Here is a 17,833-nt window from a genome sequence, read left to right on the forward strand (position 1 = left end):
CATAACAGAATGTCTAGTGATACAGTGGAACTGTTGTTGATAGGTAACGTCACGCCAATCCGAGAAGGCCGCACATATCCAAGAAAAAAGCATACCAAACGTGTAGTTCCACTAAGTTATAGAGCATAAATTTCTCCAAGAATAAATGGCACGGAAGAAGCAGGAGCAATCCTGCTTTCTTGGCGTGCCATTTGTTTTGCAAACAAGATATGAAGTTTTCTAAAACGGAGTTTTTATGCCATCCGTTATGTATTAAATGCACTTGAATACCTTAACTAAATGACATTGGGACGGTTCTTTTGACTTGTTTTGCAAACAAGTCAAAAGAACCGTCCCTCTGTCTTCCCTCTGTCTTCTTAGTTAACAATTGCCTGAAAATCTTTGAAGAATGATGGATAGGAGATTCCTACACAGCCATCATCGAGGATTCTTGTGGTTCCTGTTGCAGCAAGCGAAGCTACAGCAAATGACATAGCAAGTCTGTGGTCATCATGGGAATGGATGTCAGCGCCGTGGAGAGGTTTTCCTCCGTGGATGATCATGCCGTCATCTGTTGCTTCTATGTCGCAGCCCATAGCTTTTAAGTTATCAACTACAGTAGCTATTCTGTCAGACTCTTTTGCCTTGAGCTCTGCTGCGTCTTTTATTATGGTATCAAAGTTACCTGTGGCAGCAACAACGGCAACGACAGGAAGTTCATCTATCATAGTCGGTATGTCTTTTCCGCCAATTTCAAAAATGCCGTTTTCATTTCCGTGGAGCTCGCTGTATTTCACAAGTATGTCAGCTCTTGGTTCGCTGTCATTGGTTTCATTCATAAGCGTGATATCAGCCCCCATTTGTCTGAGTACTGTAATTATGCCGGTCCTTGTCTGGTTGATACCTACGTTTCTGATAAGAAGTTCAGAATCAGGAACCATGAGAGCGGCAGCCATGAAATAAGCAGCAGAAGAGATGTCTCCAGGGACGTTTATCTTGATACCATGTAGTGGCATGCCGGGATGCAGTATTGCTGCAGCACTTCCATCTCTTGCAAGTTCATTGTGAATGTCAGCTCCGAACATTGTGAGCATAGTCTCTGTGTGATTTCGTGACAGAGCAGGCTCATAAACTACAGTGTCGCCGTCAGCATAAAGACCTGCCAGTACAATAGCAGATTTTACCTGAGCTGAAGCAATTGGATTTCTGTAGGTTATGCCTCTGAGGCGCTTGCCTCCTTTAATAACGAGGGGAGCGCAGCCATTATCCATAAGAGATGAAATATCAGCCCCCATTTGAGAAAGAGGCTTAATAATGCGGTTCATGGGGCGCTTTTCTATGGACATATCACCTGTGATATTGGAATCAAAAGGCTGAGCCACGAGAATACCTGACATGAGTCTTGTGGTAGTTCCGCTGTTTCCTGTGTACAAAGTTTCTGATGGAGCTTTTAACCCATAAAGACCATTACCGTGCACCGTGATGGTCGGAACGCCGTTCGTAGGGCGTATTGTGTGATCTATATTGATGCCAAGTTTTCTGAAACAGTCGATGGTTGAAAGGCAGTCAGCACTGTTAAGAAAGCCCGTGATCTCTGTTGTTCCTTTAGCGAGAGCGCCAAACATGATACTTCTGTGAGATATGGACTTGTCGCCTGGAACAAAAACGTCACCTTTTAATGGGTGTTTTGCTTTTTCTAACGCTATCATGTTGCTTCTCCTTTGAATTAGCTGTTTCTGATCGGATATCCGTTTTCGTTAAGTATTTTTAATGCAGCATCTTTTCCGCTCTGATCATGCAGCTCTATACGAAGAGTTCCTCGTTCATACTCTCTGTTATGGACAATGCCAATATTTTTGATGTTGATATCATTGTCTGATAAAAGAGTTGCCACTCTTGCAAGATTACCGGGTTTATCAGCGATATCAACGTGAATTGTAAAGGTCTGCATAATAGGACCGCTGCTGGTCTCTATGAAGGACTCCCTGTATTCCCTGGCTGAGCTGAAAAAGTCAAAGAGCTTATCGTTGTCATGTTCATCAATCGCAAGCTTGATATCGATAAGCGAATCAATGTACTTTGAAAGCAGATCTGAGATGTTATATGAGTTTGTAGTGCAGATCTGTTGCCACATAACAGGAGAAGAAGAGGATATTCTTGTAATATCCTTAAATCCACCTGCGGCGATGAGTTTCATCAGCTGATCCTCAGAGTCATTGTTTCTGACAAGATTCACAAGGCTTGCAGAGACTACATGTGGAACGTGGCTTATGGCTGCCGTAATGTAATCATGCTGCATGTAAGGAATCACCAGAGGAATGGCACCTATTTCTTTTACCAGTTCATAGTAATGCTTTAATTTTTCTTCGTTTGTGTTTTCCGTTTTTGTGAGAATATAGTAGGCATTTTCAAAAAGAGATGCCTTAGAATTGCCAAAACCAATGCGTTCTGTACCGGCCATTGGATGACCGCCGATAAACTGCTTTTCAAGGCCAAGCTCTTTTACCTTCTCGTGAATACCGGTCTTAACACTACCGATATCGGTAAGTAATGTATTCTCATTTAAAAATGGAACAAGCTTTTCAAGATTATCGTTGTTTATTTCTACCGGAGCACATAAGAAGATGATATCGCATTCAGAAAAATCTTTTCCGATCTCATATACAGGCTTATCTACAATACCTTCGTCATGTGCTTTATCTACGGTTTCTTTGTGTGGTGTGTAAGCTACTATAAAAGAATCAGGATGGCTTTTTTTGATAGCTCTTGCAATAGAACCACCAATAAGACCAAGTCCTAAAAATCCAAATTTATTAAATGACATTAGTTAAATTCCCCCGAAGAAAGCGTCTTTCACTTCACTATATCACTTTAACGTGCGAAAAACAATACTATTCATGCATGATTCTTGCTGTTTTTTGCCTTGATGACATAAGACCCACATGATAATGATATATTTGTGCAAAAATAACACAAATACTTGTTATGATGCATTATTTTTAGTAAAATATCCTTATAAATCTTTTGGGGGAATTCAATTTTTTTCACATCTACAAATAAATAGTGTTAATAGGCTTTGGGATTTCCTCAAAATAATGCGACTGGAGGACAAGATATGAACGTTTACACAACTGACAAGATTAGAAACGTAGTACTGCTTGGACATGGTGGCGCTGGCAAAACAACTTTAGCAGAGGCTATGGGATATCTTGCCGGACTTACATCAAGGATGGGGAAGGTAGAAGATGGAAACACATTAAGTGATTTCGATAAGGAAGAACAGAAGCGTCACTTCTCAATCAGTACTTCAACTATCCCTCTCGAGTGGGATGGTCACAAGATCAATATTCTGGATACTCCGGGATTCTTTGATTTTGTAGGTGAAGTTGAGGAAGCTATCAGCGTTGCTGATGCAGCAATCATCGTTGTATCAGGTAAAGCAGGTATCGAAGTTGGAACAGAGAAGGCTTGGGAAATGTGCGAAAAGTACAAGATTCCACGTATGTTCTTTGTAGCTGACATGGATATCGATGATGTTTCTTATAGACAGGTAGTTCAGGACCTTACTGATAAATACGGTAAGAAAATGGCTCCATTCAACCTGCCAATCCGTGAGAATGAAAAGTTTGTTGGATATGTAAACGTTATTCAGGAAAAGGGCTTCAGATGGGAAGGAAAAGAGGTTGTAGAGTGTCCGGTTCCGGAATACAACCAGGCTAACCTTAAGCTCTTTAGAGATACACTTCTTGAATCTGTTGCTGAGACTTCAGAAGAGTTCATGGAGAGATACTTTAATGGTGATACATTCTCAGAAGCTGAGATAAGAGCAGCAGTTAGAGGTAATGTATGTGACGGAAGCATTGTTCCTATTGAGATGGGTTCAAGTACTCTCTGCCAGGGTATCTACACACTTCTTGATGATATCGTTAAGTACATGCCAAGTCCTGAGAACCGCAAGATGGCTGGTATCAATACAAATACTAATGAGATCTTCGAAGCAGATTTCGATTTCTCAAAGCCAAAGACAGCTTTTGTATTTAAGACAATGATCGATCCATTTATTGGTAAGTACTCACTTATCAAGGTTCGTTCAGGTGTCATTAAGCCGGATGATCTTATGTATGTAGCAGGTAAGGATGTTGAAGTTAAGATTGGTAAGCTCTATATCCTTCAGGGCAATAAGACTACTGAAGTTCCAGAGCTCCACGCAGGTGACCTTGGCGCACTTCAGAAGCTTGAGATTGCTACAGGAGATACTCTTTCTACAAAGGCTAATCCTGTTCAGTACGCAAAGATGGATATCTCAACTCCATATACAGCTATGAGATATCACGCTCAGAATAAGGCAGATATTGATAAGATTTCTCAGTCTCTTGCTAAGCTTGCAGCTGAGGATCAGACACTTAGAGTAGTCAATGATGCAGAAAACCGTCAGACTCTTCTATATGGTATCGGAGATATGCATCTTGAAGTTATACAGAGTAAGCTTCAGAACGTATATAAAGTTGCAATCGACCTCACAAAGCCAAAGGTTGCATTTAGAGAGACTATCAGAAAGAAATCTGATGTTGAATACAAATATAAGAAACAGACAGGTGGTCATGGCCAGTATGGACATGTAAAGATGCGCTTTGAGCCATCAGGAGATCCAACTACTCCATATGTATTTGAGCAGGAAGTTGTTGGTGGAGCAGTTCCAAAGAACTACTTCCCGGCAGTTGAAAAGGGACTTGCTGAGTCAGTATTAAGAGGACCTCTTGCAGCTTATCCTGTAGTAGGTGTTAAGGCAGTTCTTTACGATGGATCTTATCACCCGGTTGACTCTTCAGAAATGGCATTCAAAGTAGCAGCATCAGGTGCATTCAAGAAAGGCTTTATGGATGCTTCTCCTGTACTCCTTGAGCCTATTGTTTCTCTTAAGGTTACAGTTCCGGATTCATATACCGGTGATGTAATGGGAGACCTAAATAAGAGAAGAGGAAGAGTGCTCGGCATGAATCCATCTCTTACAGGCAAGCAGGTTATTGAAGCAGAAGTTCCTATGATGGAACTCTTTGGATATAACACACAGCTTCGTTCAATGACTGGCGGAAGCGGTGAATATGAGTATGAGTTTAACAGATATGAGCAGGCACCATCAGATGTTCAGGCAAAAGAAGTTGCCGACAGAGCAGACAAGGTTGCTGCAGCAAACTCAGAAGAATAATAAGGATCAATAAAAAAGAGGATGAAGAGCTTTTCTTCATCCTCATTTTTTAATTAGAAGGACTGGCCTTCGCTTTTGTTTTGGATATATTCCCTTGGCGAGTGGCCATCCACTTTTTTAAAGACCTTGGAAAAATAGTATGCTGATTCAAACCCTAAAGCATCTGCAACTTCGTAGATTTTCATGTCACCGGATAAGAGCATTTCTTTTGCCTTATCAATTTTCTTTGTATAAACATATTCGGAGAAACCTGTATCTGTTGTCTTCTTAAAAAGAACTGACAGATAAGCGGGAGATAGTCCAAATACTTCAGCTACTTCATTTAACTGGAGCTTTCCGTTTAAGTTGCCATCTATGTACTGCTGTATGGTAAATATAAGTTTGTCCTTTCCAGAGCGTCTGTTGCTACCAACGATGTGGCTAAAGAGTCTTATAGGTGCTGCAGAATCGGACTGGGACTGGGCTGTTTTTGCTTCGTCAAAAGAGACAGCTATATCAAGAGGTGTTGATACAGCGCTTCCTATACCAAATGTAAGAGTTGTCTTAAAGTAGCTTGTGATCATGGTTCTGGCATTTTCAAGTGCCTCAGTGATCAGATCCATTATTGAAGCAATAGGTTTTTCTTCATTAAACAGGAAGATGATAGCAAAGTGCGTAGGATCTATGGATACTATCTGACATGGTGCGTGGCGGGAAATGATCTCTTTTGCCATACCTATACTTGATGAATATATACCAATAGCATCATTTGATGAGTCAGAAAGAGCAGGAGAAGGTGTCTTTATCTCGCCATATACCACAATATATCTGTTGTAATCAAACTTAAGGTCCAGGGCTTTTGTTTCTTTTGCCAGATCACTTTCAGATGCGATAAGGTGATTGAACAGCTTTATCAAAAACTTCTGCCTGAGGTCCTCGAGAGAGCTTTCGCTTGGAATAGAAGTCTTTCTTACAGGATTTGATTCATCAACTCTTTGAATGGCTTTATTTAGAGCGAAGGTCAAAGTTTCGGAATTTAGCTCTATTTTTACAAGATAATCAACAGCCTCACATACAAGAGCCTGTCTAACCATTTCGAATTCTTCATAGGCTGTGAGCATGATAAAAGCCGGGGGGTTTCCATATTTTTTATGGCTCTTATCAAGCAGTTCAAGGCCGGTCATTACAGGCATTCTTATATCTGCAATGACAATGTCCGGAGTGTCGCTGCAGATCATATCCCAGGCTTCCTGCCCGTTTGAAGCAGTTCCTATTATTTCACAGTTGTCGGAATGGTCCTTGGCAATCATGGTCTTAAGACCAATCTGCACCAAGGGTTCATCATCTACTATTAGTATTCGGTACATAAAAAACTCCTGATTTCTTTTACATGTATTTAAGCGGAAGAATAAGTGTGGTCGTTGTAAAGGAGCCAACTTCACTTGTTATGTGCATTCCGTATTCTTCGCCGAAGGTATATCTGATTCTCTCATTTACGTTGCTGACACCAATCTGCCTAAAGAATTCGTTGGATGACTTGGCCTTGCCGCTAAGGACATCATCAATGGTTTCTTTGGTCATGCCGACTCCGTTGTCAGTGACATCAATGAAAAGCTTATCATCATTTTTATAGGTGTGGACTACAATCTTTCCGGCGCTTCCCTTTGGTTCGATTCCGTGGAATATGGAATTCTCAATGATTGGCTGGAGAGAGAAGCGGTTTATTCTGCATTTCAAAAGAGCTTCATCCTCCGTATCATATTCCAGCTCAATGGTCCCGCCATACCTGTATTTCATAATGGTAAAATAGTCATCTAAAAGGGCAAATTCATCCTCAAGAGCAATAACGCTTTCTGTACCCTTGGAAATGTTTTTCATAAGTCTTGAAAGGGCAGTTGACATGTCCGCAATGCCTTCTGACCCTTGTATTGTTGCCATCCACTTTATTGTATTTAAGGTGTTATACAAAAAGTGAGGATTTATCTGGGATTGCAGAACCTGGTATTCCAGGTCGTGTTTCGTCTTTTCATCTAAAATTCTTTTCTCCATAAGATCGGAGACGTTCTGTGAGAGGCTGTTGATTCCTATTCCAATCTCACCAAGTTCGTTGGGCCATTCTATCGATGGATCCCTTGAAAAATCTCCAAGTCCTATCTGATCAAGCCTGTCGATTAGCTTGGATACAGGCCTTGTAATGATCCTGTGCAGGGAAAGAGAAAGAATTATTCCTGCAAAAAGAATAACCGTAAATATAAGTATGATCAGTGCAAGATACAGCTTCATTCGGGCTTTGAGGGCGCTTTCTGATGGCAGATATGAGAGCTTCCATCCGGTTTCCGGCAAAGTGTAGGTTACAAGATCGGCAGGAAGTGAGTCTTTCACAAAAGACCTGCCATCATATCGGTAGGATACGCCTTCGGGAAATGTAAGATATAGAGCATCATCATTTTCAAAGACAAAGCTTTTTAGAGAATCTATTATCACAGATACAGGGATGTCCATATAGACCCAGCCCAGAACTTCAGAGGAATCAGCCTTGTAAATTGCTCTGATAATTGGAATAATAGGAGGGTTGCCGCTTTTGGACATTGGATTTTTGCATATTCCATACCAGCTAAAGGACGGAGATGAAATAAGAGGCTCATAAAAACTTGAAGCCATTATCATCTGAGGCGTATTTGAACTGCTTGATGCACCGCCTCCTGAAATGTCCTGCAGAAAATTTTTACCATCAATAGTGGAGATCACTACACGGTCAACGTAATTTCTGACTCCTACTATATTGAATTCATTGTTTAAATGGTTCCAGGTCATCATGGAAAGCTTTCTGCCAAGAATTTTGTCCTCGGTATAGGTTTCAGCTACAGACTGGACGTAGTTATTGATAGTGCTGTCCAGGCATATCCAGTTAGAAAAAGTCATAACTGTATTGATGTTGGAATCTATGTTGTTTCCAAGGACATGGATGTTGGTCAGGGCTGATTGATGCTGATTTTCTTTTAAATAGCGCATGGAGAGAATGTAACTTGTTGTAGCTATAAATAAGGCAAGAACAAGAGACAGACCCACTGCCCATATGACAATTTTTAATCTGATTGAATGACTATTTTTACGCATAGATATATATTAGAGCAGAGGAAAAATAAAGAAAATACAATTTTATATAAAAAAATTGCATTTTTTTACCAATAAATGTTAAAGAATGTACATTCTTGGAAATAAGAGGCTTTGTTACAATTTTTATAGAAACAAAAAACTGCCAATGGGGTAGCAATTATTAAAAGGGAGGCAAAAAATGAAAAAGAGAATTATCAGTTCTTTACTTGCAGTTTCAATGATCGCAGCAAGCATCGTTGGATGCGGAAGTGCTTCACAGGCACCTGAAGCTGAGGCACCTGCAAAGGAAGAAACACCGGCAGCAACAGAGGCACCTGCTGCAGAAGCAACTACAGAGACAGCAGAGGCTACATCTGATGAGCCTGTAACACTTAAGTGGGCACTTTGGGATGTATCAAGCACAGTTTACTATCAGCCACTTATTGATGCTTTCACAGCTGAGCATCCAAACGTAACAGTTGAGATGGTAGACCTTGGATCTACAGATTACAGCACAGTTCTTGGAACACAGCTTTCAGGTGCTGGCTCAGACTTTGACGTAGTAACAGTTAAGGATGTTCCAGGTTACGTATCACTCGTTAACAAGGGCGTTCTTGAACCTTTAGGAGATCTTATCTCAAAGGATGGCGTTGACCTTTCACTTTACAACGGCGTTACAGATCAGGTAACAATCGACGGAAGTCTTTATGAACTTCCTTTCCGTTCAGATATCTGGGTTCTTTACTACAACAAGGATGTCTTTGATAAAGCAGGCGTTGCATATCCTACAAACGATATGACCTGGGAAGAGTATGACAAGCTTGCAAGAAGCGTAACAGACACAACTCCTGGTGCTGAGGTTTATGGTTCTCACTACCACACATGGAGATCAACAATCCAGCTTGATGGTATTCTTGATGGAAAGAACACAATCGTTGATGGCAACTATGAGTTCACAAAGCCTTACTACGAGATGGTTCTTGCACAGCAGAAAGATGGTGTCTGCATGGATTATGCAACACTTAAGACACAGGGACTTCACTACTCAGCAGCATTTGCTCAGGGTAACGTAGCAACAATGAACATGGGTACATGGTTCATCGCAACACTTATCCAGAAGATCAAAGATGGCGAGTACACAGATTGCACTAACTGGGGTATGGTTAAGTATCCTCATGCAGAAGGTGTAGAGCCTGGTTCAACTCTTTCAACAATCACAGCTCTTGCAATTCCTACATCAGCTCCTAACAAGGATATGGCTTGGGAATTCGTTAAGTTTGTAAGTGGTGAAAAGGGTGCAGAAGTTATGGCTTCAACAGGTAACATCCCAGCTATGACAAACGACAAGATCGTTGATCTTATCGCTTCAATGGATGGCTTCCCAACAGATGAAGCTTCAAAGGAAGCTCTTGTACCAAGCCACACATATCTTGAGATGCCTGCAAACGATAAGTCATCTGAGATTGAGACAGTTCTTAACGAACAGCATGATCTTATCATGAACGAAGAAGTAAGCGTAGATGATGCTATCGCAGCTATGAACGAAGGCGTTTCTGCAATCATCGGAAAGTAATTATTAGCTAGATAAAAATAACCGGCACTTGAATTTCAAGGCAGCTTGAGTTCAAGTGCCTTTTTAAGAGGAAAAAGACATGGCAGCACAGCTATCCGCTATGGAAAAAAATATGAAAAAAAGACAGCGCAGAAGGAATCTTGTAGCATATTCCTTTATCGCTCCGAACTTTCTTGGGTTTGCAATATTTACATTGGGACCAATAGTACTTGCACTTCTCATGTCATTTGCTGAATGGGATGGAAGTAATGAGATGAAATTCATAGGTCTTTCGAATTTCGTAGAGATCTTTAAGGATGACAGATTCCTTGCATCATTAAAAAATACAATTATCTACAGCCTGTTTACAGTGCCGATCACTCTTGTGATAGCACTTGGACTTGCGATTTTATTGAATCAGAAAATAAAAGGAAGAAATTTCTTTAGAACAGTTACATTCTTCCCTTATGTAGCATCACTGGTTGCAGTAGCAGCAGTATGGAATATGCTCTTTACACCTGCAAAAGGTGGAATTGTAAACCAGTTCCTTATGAATGTACTTCATGTTGCGCCTTTAAAATGGGCAGCATCATCAAGTACTGTAATGTTGACTATTATCATGTTCTCCGTATGGAAAAACATGGGATATTATATGGTAATCTATCTTGCCGGATTACAGGGCATCAGTGAGGATCTCTATGAGGCAGCTTCACTTGACGGAGCCAATGCCTGGCAGAAATTTAAGCATATCACTGTTCCTCAGCTTAAACCAACAACATTCTTTGTAACTATCATGCTGACAATCAACTGCTTTAAGGTTTATGACATCGTATACATGTTGGCTGGTGGTTCTAACGGTGTAGTAAATAAGAGTGCAATGGTACTTGTTTACTATATCTATGAAGAGGCTTTCAGAAACTGGAAGCTTGGAAAAGCATCGGCATCAGCACTGGTTCTTTTTGCAATAGTTCTCGTTGTTACCCTTATCCAGTTTAAGGGTGAAAAGAACTATGCTAATGACTGATCGGGAGGATAGAAAAAGTGAAAAGCAAAAGAAGAAACAGAATTATTGGACAGACAATTGTCTATGTGCTGCTAATCCTCCTGGCACTTTTAATGTTAGTGCCTTTTGTATGGATGTTATCAGCATCACTTAAGTTTAACAAAGACGTTTTTGTAATACCTTTTGAGTGGATTCCAAAGGAGCCAAGATGGCAGAACTACCTTGATATCTGGACAAAGATACCTCTTGCAAAGTTTACACTTAACACAGCAAAGCTGACGCTCATAGTTACTTTCCTTCAGCTTCTTACCTCAAGCTTTGCAGCATATGCTTTTGCAAAACTTGAGTTCAAGGGCCGCAACGTGCTGTTCCTTGCATATGTAGCTACAATCGCTGTGCCTTGGCAGGTATACATGGTCCCTCAGTTCATGTTCATGAGAAGCCTTGGACTTGCGGATACCCACCTTGCAATTATCATACTTCAGGCCTTTTCTGCATTTGGAGTATTTATGATGAGACAGTTCTATGAGGGAATCCCTGATTCTCTTTGCGAAGCAGCCAGGATCGATGGAATGACAGAGTATGGCATATACGCCAAGATCATGCTGCCTCTTTCAAAGCCTGCTCTTTCAACACTTATCATATTTACTTTTGTTAATACCTGGAATGACTTCCTAGGACCTCTCATTTACCTGACAACAGAGTCCAAGAAAACACTTCAGATTGGACTGAAAATGTTTATTTCACAGTACTCAGCTGAGTATGGACTAATCATGGCAGCTTCAGTTCTTTCACTTATACCTGTATTTATTGTGTTCATTTCGCTTCAGAAATACTTTGTTGCCGGAATCACTACAGGTTCAGTTAAAGGATAATTTAATTATTTTTTACCCATATCCTTTAGTTTGTGTTACTATTTATATATGTATATTGAATCATTTGTAGAGTATAACTACATAGGTGAAATAGCAGGACTCCTTCTTTCAGGGCTCCTGCTATTTGTGATGTTATATGTAAGACCTAAAAAGACTCTTCTTTTTAAGTATATTTTTAATGGCACCATTCTTTCGATAGTTGCCATTCTTTTTCAGATTTCTATTATCAAAGTAGCCAATAATCCCGATCAGTACTACAACAAAAACCTATTCGGAATACAGCTGATTTCTTTTTTGCTGGTTTATAATGGAATTCTTTACTGCATTTTTTCCTACGTAAATATGATGTCGGTGGTGAGACGCAATCAGCGAAAAGAGTTTATTATGATGTACGCGGTTCTGTCAATTATCTACGTCATTGGAATTATTATTGAGATAGCTGCCAGTGGCCTTTATACATTTACGTTAAACGGCATTGATATCAGACATTTCACCAGATACTACATTTCAGCGGGTATTGTCTGCGCTGTTGTATGCTTTATAGCCAGTGCCCTGAACAGGCGAGAGATAAGCAGGATCACATGGCATGCAGTATGTCTTTTTGTTCCCGCAAGCCTTGTTGTCCTGATCGGTCAGATGATATATGTAGTTAAGGCCCATTATATTTTTTCAGCCACCACTTATGTTCCTATTTTCATGATTGGATTCTTGCTGTTCCATAATGTCCCGTATGATGAGCTTTCGGGAACTCAGAGTATCTATGCTTTGGATGCTTATCTCATGAAGAATATGGGCAAAAAGAAAATCTGGGTAGTGTACGTTATCCTTAAGACTTTGGATATTGAAAACTTTATAAAAAAAGATATTGATTCTTTGTACTATGGTATCAGCATTTGCAGAAATCTTGAGAATTTAAGTCCTTCTTTAAGGCTTTATAAAATGTCTGATAATAAATTTGTCAATACTCTTGAGGAGAATGATCCGGAGAAAGCCAAGGAGATCATTCAGGAGATAAGAGGTATCTTTGACAAGAGCAGAGTTGATCTTGATGTTCCATTTAATTACACGATCATTGCAGGGGAACTTAGGCCGGAGACAGACACTATCTTGAAGGTGCGTCAGTTCTTTGAATTCATAAGCAAAAGATTAGTAGACCAAAATAGTAGTCAGTTCTATATTGCAAAGGAAAGCGATTATAAAGGCTTTAGCGAGCACTATGAGATATCTTCTGTTATCAGGGATATAAGGCTAAGAGAGAACCTTGATGATGAGAGAGTTGTGGTATATGCGCAGCCTATCTACAGCGTGGAAACCGGCAGCTTTAAATCAGCAGAAGCGCTCATGAGACTTAAAGTCGGTGATAAGCTTATTTCTCCGGAGGTATTTATACCTATCGCTGAGAGCAGCGGCTCTATACACATGCTCACCTGCATAATCCTTAATAAGGTCTGCAGAGCCATAAGTTCTTTTGACGAATACTATGATTTCGATGCCATATCCATTAACTGCTCGGCAAAAGAGCTTTCTATGGAAAATCTCAACAGAGATTTTATGGAGATCATCGAGAAATATGACATTGACACATCCAAGATCAGACTTGAAGTGACTGAAACAGCAATGTTTGAAAACTATGAGAGCGCTAACAAAAACATGGAAGTTCTTTCTGCAGAGGGAATACAGTTCTATCTGGATGACTTTGGAACGGGATATTCATCACTTGAAAGAGTTATGAATTGTCCTTTCAAGACCATTAAATTTGATAAGACACTTCTTTATAAATCTCTTCACGATGACAGGATGAACGACATCCTCAGCTACATGATAGAAGTTTTCAAAAAGAACGGCTTTATAACACTTATCGAAGGAGTAGAGGATGAATCCCAGAAACAGTACAGTGTAGACCGTGGATTTGACTATATTCAGGGATATCTTTATGCTAAACCGACTCCTATAGAAGAAATAAAGAAGTTTTTTAACAGAAAGAGCAGTTTTTAAGAAAGAACCTTGCCTTGACAGCAATGTATAAAGGATAGTATGATTGTATACAATTATACGAGAGATACATTGCAAGAAGGTGAGGTTATTTTTATGAGTGATACATCAGCGTTCCAAAGTAGACCCGTAACAATGAATGACAAGAATAATCTGCTCAAGATTGAAGAGCATATTTATATTCTTGACGATGTAAAAAAACCAAACGTCTTCAGAAACATGTTTCCTTACGAGGAGATTCCTAAGATTCCTTTTAATGACAGGATTGTTCCCCACAACATGCCAAAAGAAATATGGATAACTGATACAACTTTTAGAGATGGTCAGCAGTCCAGAGCACCATATACTACAGAACAGATCGTGAAGATATATGATATGCTTCATGAACTTGGTGGCCCAAACGGACTTATCAGACAGAGTGAGTTCTTTTTATATAGTAAGAGCGACAGGGATGCAGCCCTTAAATGTATGGAAAGGGGCTACAGATTCCCGGAGGTAACAAGCTGGATAAGGGCAAGCGAAGAGGATTTTAAGCTTGTAAAAGAAATTGGTATGAAGGAAACTGGTATCCTTGTTTCTTGTTCTGATTATCACATTTTCCTTAAACTTAAAATGACCAGAAAGCAGGCTCTTGAGCATTACTTAAGTGTTATACGTTCCTGTCTGGAGGCAGGTATCAGCCCGAGATGCCATTTGGAAGACATTACCCGTGCGGATATTTATGGTTTTGTTGTTCCGTTCTGTATTGAACTTATGAAGCTTAAGGAAGAATACGGCATACCGGTTAAAATTCGTGCTTGCGATACTATGGGATATGGAGTAAACTTCTCAGGTGCCGTTATTCCCAGAAGTGTTCAGGGAATCATCTACGCGATCAATACAAACGCCAGTGTTCCCAGCGAACTCATCGAATGGCACGGACATAACGATTTTTATAAAGCAGTTACAAACTCTACAACTGCATGGCTTTATGGCTGTTCATCTGTTAATACATCACTGTTTGGAATTGGCGAGAGAACAGGTAACACACCACTAGAGGCCATGGTATTTGAATATGCCCAGCTTAAGGGCACTTTGGATGGTATGAATACGACAGTGATCACTGATCTTGCTGAGTACTATGAGAAAGAGATTGGATTTACTGTTCCTGCCAATACACCATTTGTCGGTAAGAACTTTAATGTTACAAGGGCAGGTATTCATGCTGACGGACTTCTCAAGAATGAAGAGATCTATAATATTTTTGATACTGAGAAATTCTTGAAGAGACCTCCTGTAAGCGCTGTTTCCAATACTTCAGGGCTTGCAGGCATTGCTCATTGGATAAATATCCATTACAAATTAAGACAGGAGCATGCCCTCTCAAAGACATCACCGCTTGTAACTAAGATAAAAGAGTGGGTTGATAACGAGTATGCAAACGGACGAGTTACGGTTATGACTGATAACGAGCTTGTTCGTGAGATAGATAAAGTTTCAAAAGAACTAGGTATCGTAGTAAAAGAGGGAGAGATAGTAGGGGCTGTATAAACTAAAGGAGAGACATGGAAAATCAAGACTTAAAACAGGAAGTGACAGACAAGTATTCTCTTAGAGGACGTGTTTTTCACCGCATAAGAGAAGACATACTAAACGGCAAATATAAAGACCATGAGGAACTTAAAGAAGTTGCGATCGGCCAGGAACTTGGAGTAAGCAGGACACCTGTAAGAGAGGCTTTCAGACAGCTTGAGTTGGAAGGCCTTATTCAGATCATCCCTAACAGAGGAGCTTATGTAACCGGAATCAAGGTGAAGGATATTCAGGACATCTATATGATAAGGTCCAAACTTGAGGGATTATGCGCCAGATGGGCATGTGAGAATATCACAAAAGAGCAGCTTGAAGAGATGGAAGAGAATATCTATCTCGCAGAGTTTCATGCTGCCAGAGGCCACATGGAGCAGATGGCTGAGCTTGATAACAGATTCCACAATATTTTATATGAGTCATGTAATTCAAAGATGCTTGAGCATCTTTTAAAGGACTACCATCAGTATGTTTGGAGAGTAAGACAGCAGACTCTTTCCAGCAGCAGAGGCGCTGTTTCAAACGTAGAGCATAAATTTATTATGGAAGCCATTAAAGAGAATAACCCTGATAAGGCTGAAGAGCTTGCTAATCAGCATATGATCAATGCCTATGAAAACATGCTGGATAAAGGGCTTTTGGAGCTTTACGAACAGTAAATAATAATGACTTGAAGGAGAAATGGGATATGAGCAAAATTGTAATGACAACTCCTATCGTTGAGATGGATGGGGATGAGATGACAAGAGTTTTATGGCAGATGATCAAAGATAAGCTGATCTTGCCATATATCGACCTTAAAAGTGAGTATTACGATCTTGGCCTTAAGCACAGAGATGAAACTGATGATCAGGTTACAGTTGATAGTGCCAATGCCACTCTGAAATACGGAGTTGCTGTTAAATGCGCAACCATTACTCCTAACAACGAGCGTGTTAAGGAATATAATCTTAAGAAAATGTGGAAGAGCCCTAATGGAACAATCAGGGCAATCCTTGATGGAACAGTTTTCCGCACACCTATCATGGTAAAGGGCATCGAGCCCAACGTAAGAAGCTGGGTAGAGCCGATCACTCTTGCCCGTCACGCATATGGCGATGTTTATAAGAATGTTGAAATAAGAGTTCCAGGACCTGGAAAGGCTGAGCTTGTATTTACAGGAGCTGACGGGAAAGAAGTAAGAGAAACTATTCATGAGTTTGATGAGCCCGGTATCATTCAGGGAATCCATAACAAGGATTCATCAATTAAGAGCTTTGCAAGAGCATGCTTTAAATATGCACTTTCTGAGAAAAAAGAGCTCTGGCTTGGAACAAAGGATACTATCAGTAAGACCTACGACAGAAGATTTAGGGAAATCTTCGATGAAGTCTATGAAAATGAGTTCAAAGCTGAATTTGAAAAGGCAGGAATAACATATTTCTATACACTTATCGATGATGCTGTAGCCCGTGTTATGAAGTCAAAGGGCGGATTTATCTGGGCTTGCAAGAACTATGATGGTGATGTAATGAGTGATATGGTTTCATCAGCATTCGGTTCACTTGCCATGATGACATCAGTTCTTGTATCACCAACAGGTGTTTACGAGTACGAGGCAGCTCACGGAACAGTGCAGCGCCACTACTACAAGTATCTCAAGGGTGAGCCTACATCTACAAACCCTGTAGCAACGATCTTTGCCTGGACAGGTGCTCTCAGAAAGAGAGGAGAGCTTGATGGAATCAAAGCTCTATGCGATTGGGCTGACAAGATGGAAAGGGCAACTCTTTCAGTTATCGAGTCAGGCCGCATGACAGGAGACCTTGCACTTATCACATCTCTTCCAAACCCTGTAAAACTTGGAAGCGAAGAGTTCCTTGATGCAATTGCAGAGGAATTTGAGAAGAACTGATAATTGAATATCATGATAATAGAGAGGCTTTCGCACTGATTATTGGCGAAAGCTTTTTTTATTCCAGTTATTGGCATGTGGGATAAAAGCGAAAGATTTGTAATAATTATCCCATTCTATCTAAGCTGATTTTTAGAGAAGTAGGATAAAACATGAAATTTTATCGTAGTTATCCCACATTTTCAGCCTTCTGAACACTGCGATTGACCGAAAAATGGGATAATTGTGAAAAAATCAATTGTTTTATCCTACAAACCAGCAAAATTCTCAGTCAGAAATTTGAGAATTGTGGGATAAAATGAATAAAAGTCGATCATTTATCCTACAAACCAGAAAAAACCTTGTTCAGAACCATGAGAAGTGTAGGATAAAGAGTAAAAGTCCAACGTTTATCCTACTCATGAGCAAAATCCATTATCACACATCTCTGAAAATCGGCATGGATAGAATGGGATAAATTTTACAAATCTTTCACTCTTATCCTACATCTTCTCCTAGCTCTGGATTGTCACAGTGAAATGGGTATATAGCTATACTTTTTAAGTTACCACACCCCTCGGCAGAATATTCTGGAAGAGAAAATGGGCATATACGAGAAAAAATGGATTGCCACATCCATTGGATGAGTGAACTTTAGACATATGATCTCTATATAATGGTGTGGTAACCTCAAATAAGGCCGTATATG

The 17,833-nt window shown here is 40.1% G+C and carries 12 protein-coding genes; 8 read left to right on the plus strand and 4 right to left on the minus strand.

Features of this window, described 5'->3' with window-relative positions; translation table 11 throughout:
- Positions 1-356 precede the first annotated feature (356 nt).
- Both aroA and C4S54_RS15795 read right to left on the minus strand, forming a co-directional pair.
- On the minus strand, positions 357-1,688 hold the full coding sequence (gene aroA / locus C4S54_RS15790) for a 3-phosphoshikimate 1-carboxyvinyltransferase (RefSeq protein WP_103870346.1): 1,332 nt from the start codon (positions 1,686-1,688) through the stop codon (positions 357-359).
- A 17-nt stretch (positions 1,689-1,705) separates the two neighbouring features.
- Positions 1,706-2,803, minus strand: a complete 1,098-nt coding sequence (locus tag C4S54_RS15795; RefSeq protein WP_103870347.1) for a prephenate dehydrogenase — start codon at positions 2,801-2,803, stop codon at positions 1,706-1,708.
- 291 nt (positions 2,804-3,094) lie between these two features.
- Here C4S54_RS15795 and C4S54_RS15800 point away from each other — a divergent pair, with 291 nt between their 5' ends.
- The gene (locus tag C4S54_RS15800) at positions 3,095-5,185 is read left to right on the plus strand and encodes an elongation factor G (protein ID WP_103870348.1); all 2,091 of its coding nucleotides are present in this window, start codon (positions 3,095-3,097) and stop codon (positions 5,183-5,185) included.
- Positions 5,186-5,238: 53 nt separating this feature from the next.
- On the opposite strand, the gene C4S54_RS15805 is transcribed toward C4S54_RS15800, so the two are convergent.
- Positions 5,239-6,531 (minus strand): response regulator, encoded by a 1,293-nt coding sequence (locus C4S54_RS15805; RefSeq protein ID WP_103870349.1) that lies wholly within the window; start codon positions 6,529-6,531, stop codon positions 5,239-5,241.
- A gap of 19 nt (positions 6,532-6,550) precedes the next feature.
- On the minus strand, positions 6,551-8,281 hold the full coding sequence (locus tag C4S54_RS15810) for a sensor histidine kinase (RefSeq protein ID WP_103870350.1): 1,731 nt from the start codon (positions 8,279-8,281) through the stop codon (positions 6,551-6,553).
- Between the two features lie 178 nt (positions 8,282-8,459).
- On the opposite strand from C4S54_RS15810, the gene C4S54_RS15815 reads away from it, so the two are divergent.
- The 7 genes from C4S54_RS15815 to C4S54_RS15845 all read left to right on the plus strand — a co-directional run bounded on the left by C4S54_RS15815 (position 8,460) and on the right by C4S54_RS15845 (position 17,145).
- A complete protein-coding gene (locus C4S54_RS15815; protein ID WP_103870351.1) occupies positions 8,460-9,833 on the plus strand; it encodes an ABC transporter substrate-binding protein in 1,374 nt (457 codons plus the stop codon).
- A 79-nt stretch (positions 9,834-9,912) separates the two neighbouring features.
- A complete protein-coding gene (locus C4S54_RS15820; RefSeq protein WP_103870352.1) occupies positions 9,913-10,836 on the plus strand; it encodes a carbohydrate ABC transporter permease in 924 nt (307 codons plus the stop codon).
- Between the two features lie 17 nt (positions 10,837-10,853).
- The gene (locus tag C4S54_RS15825; protein WP_022774893.1) at positions 10,854-11,690 is read left to right on the plus strand and encodes a carbohydrate ABC transporter permease; all 837 of its coding nucleotides are present in this window, start codon (positions 10,854-10,856) and stop codon (positions 11,688-11,690) included.
- 48 nt (positions 11,691-11,738) lie between these two features.
- Positions 11,739-13,685 carry an EAL domain-containing protein gene (locus C4S54_RS15830; RefSeq protein WP_103870353.1) on the plus strand — a complete coding sequence of 649 codons (1,947 nt, stop codon included), beginning with the start codon at positions 11,739-11,741 and terminating at the stop codon, positions 13,683-13,685.
- A 93-nt stretch (positions 13,686-13,778) separates the two neighbouring features.
- Positions 13,779-15,212, plus strand: a complete 1,434-nt coding sequence (locus C4S54_RS15835; protein ID WP_022774890.1) for a 2-isopropylmalate synthase — start codon at positions 13,779-13,781, stop codon at positions 15,210-15,212.
- Positions 15,213-15,226: 14 nt separating this feature from the next.
- Positions 15,227-15,910, plus strand: a complete 684-nt coding sequence (locus C4S54_RS15840) for a GntR family transcriptional regulator (protein ID WP_022774889.1) — start codon at positions 15,227-15,229, stop codon at positions 15,908-15,910.
- A gap of 29 nt (positions 15,911-15,939) precedes the next feature.
- On the plus strand, positions 15,940-17,145 hold the full coding sequence (locus tag C4S54_RS15845) for an NADP-dependent isocitrate dehydrogenase (protein WP_103870354.1): 1,206 nt from the start codon (positions 15,940-15,942) through the stop codon (positions 17,143-17,145).
- Positions 17,146-17,833 lie beyond the last annotated feature (688 nt).

Source organism: Butyrivibrio sp. Su6, assembly GCF_900108105.1.
In the GTDB taxonomy this organism is placed as follows: Bacteria; Bacillota; Clostridia; order Lachnospirales; family Lachnospiraceae; genus Butyrivibrio.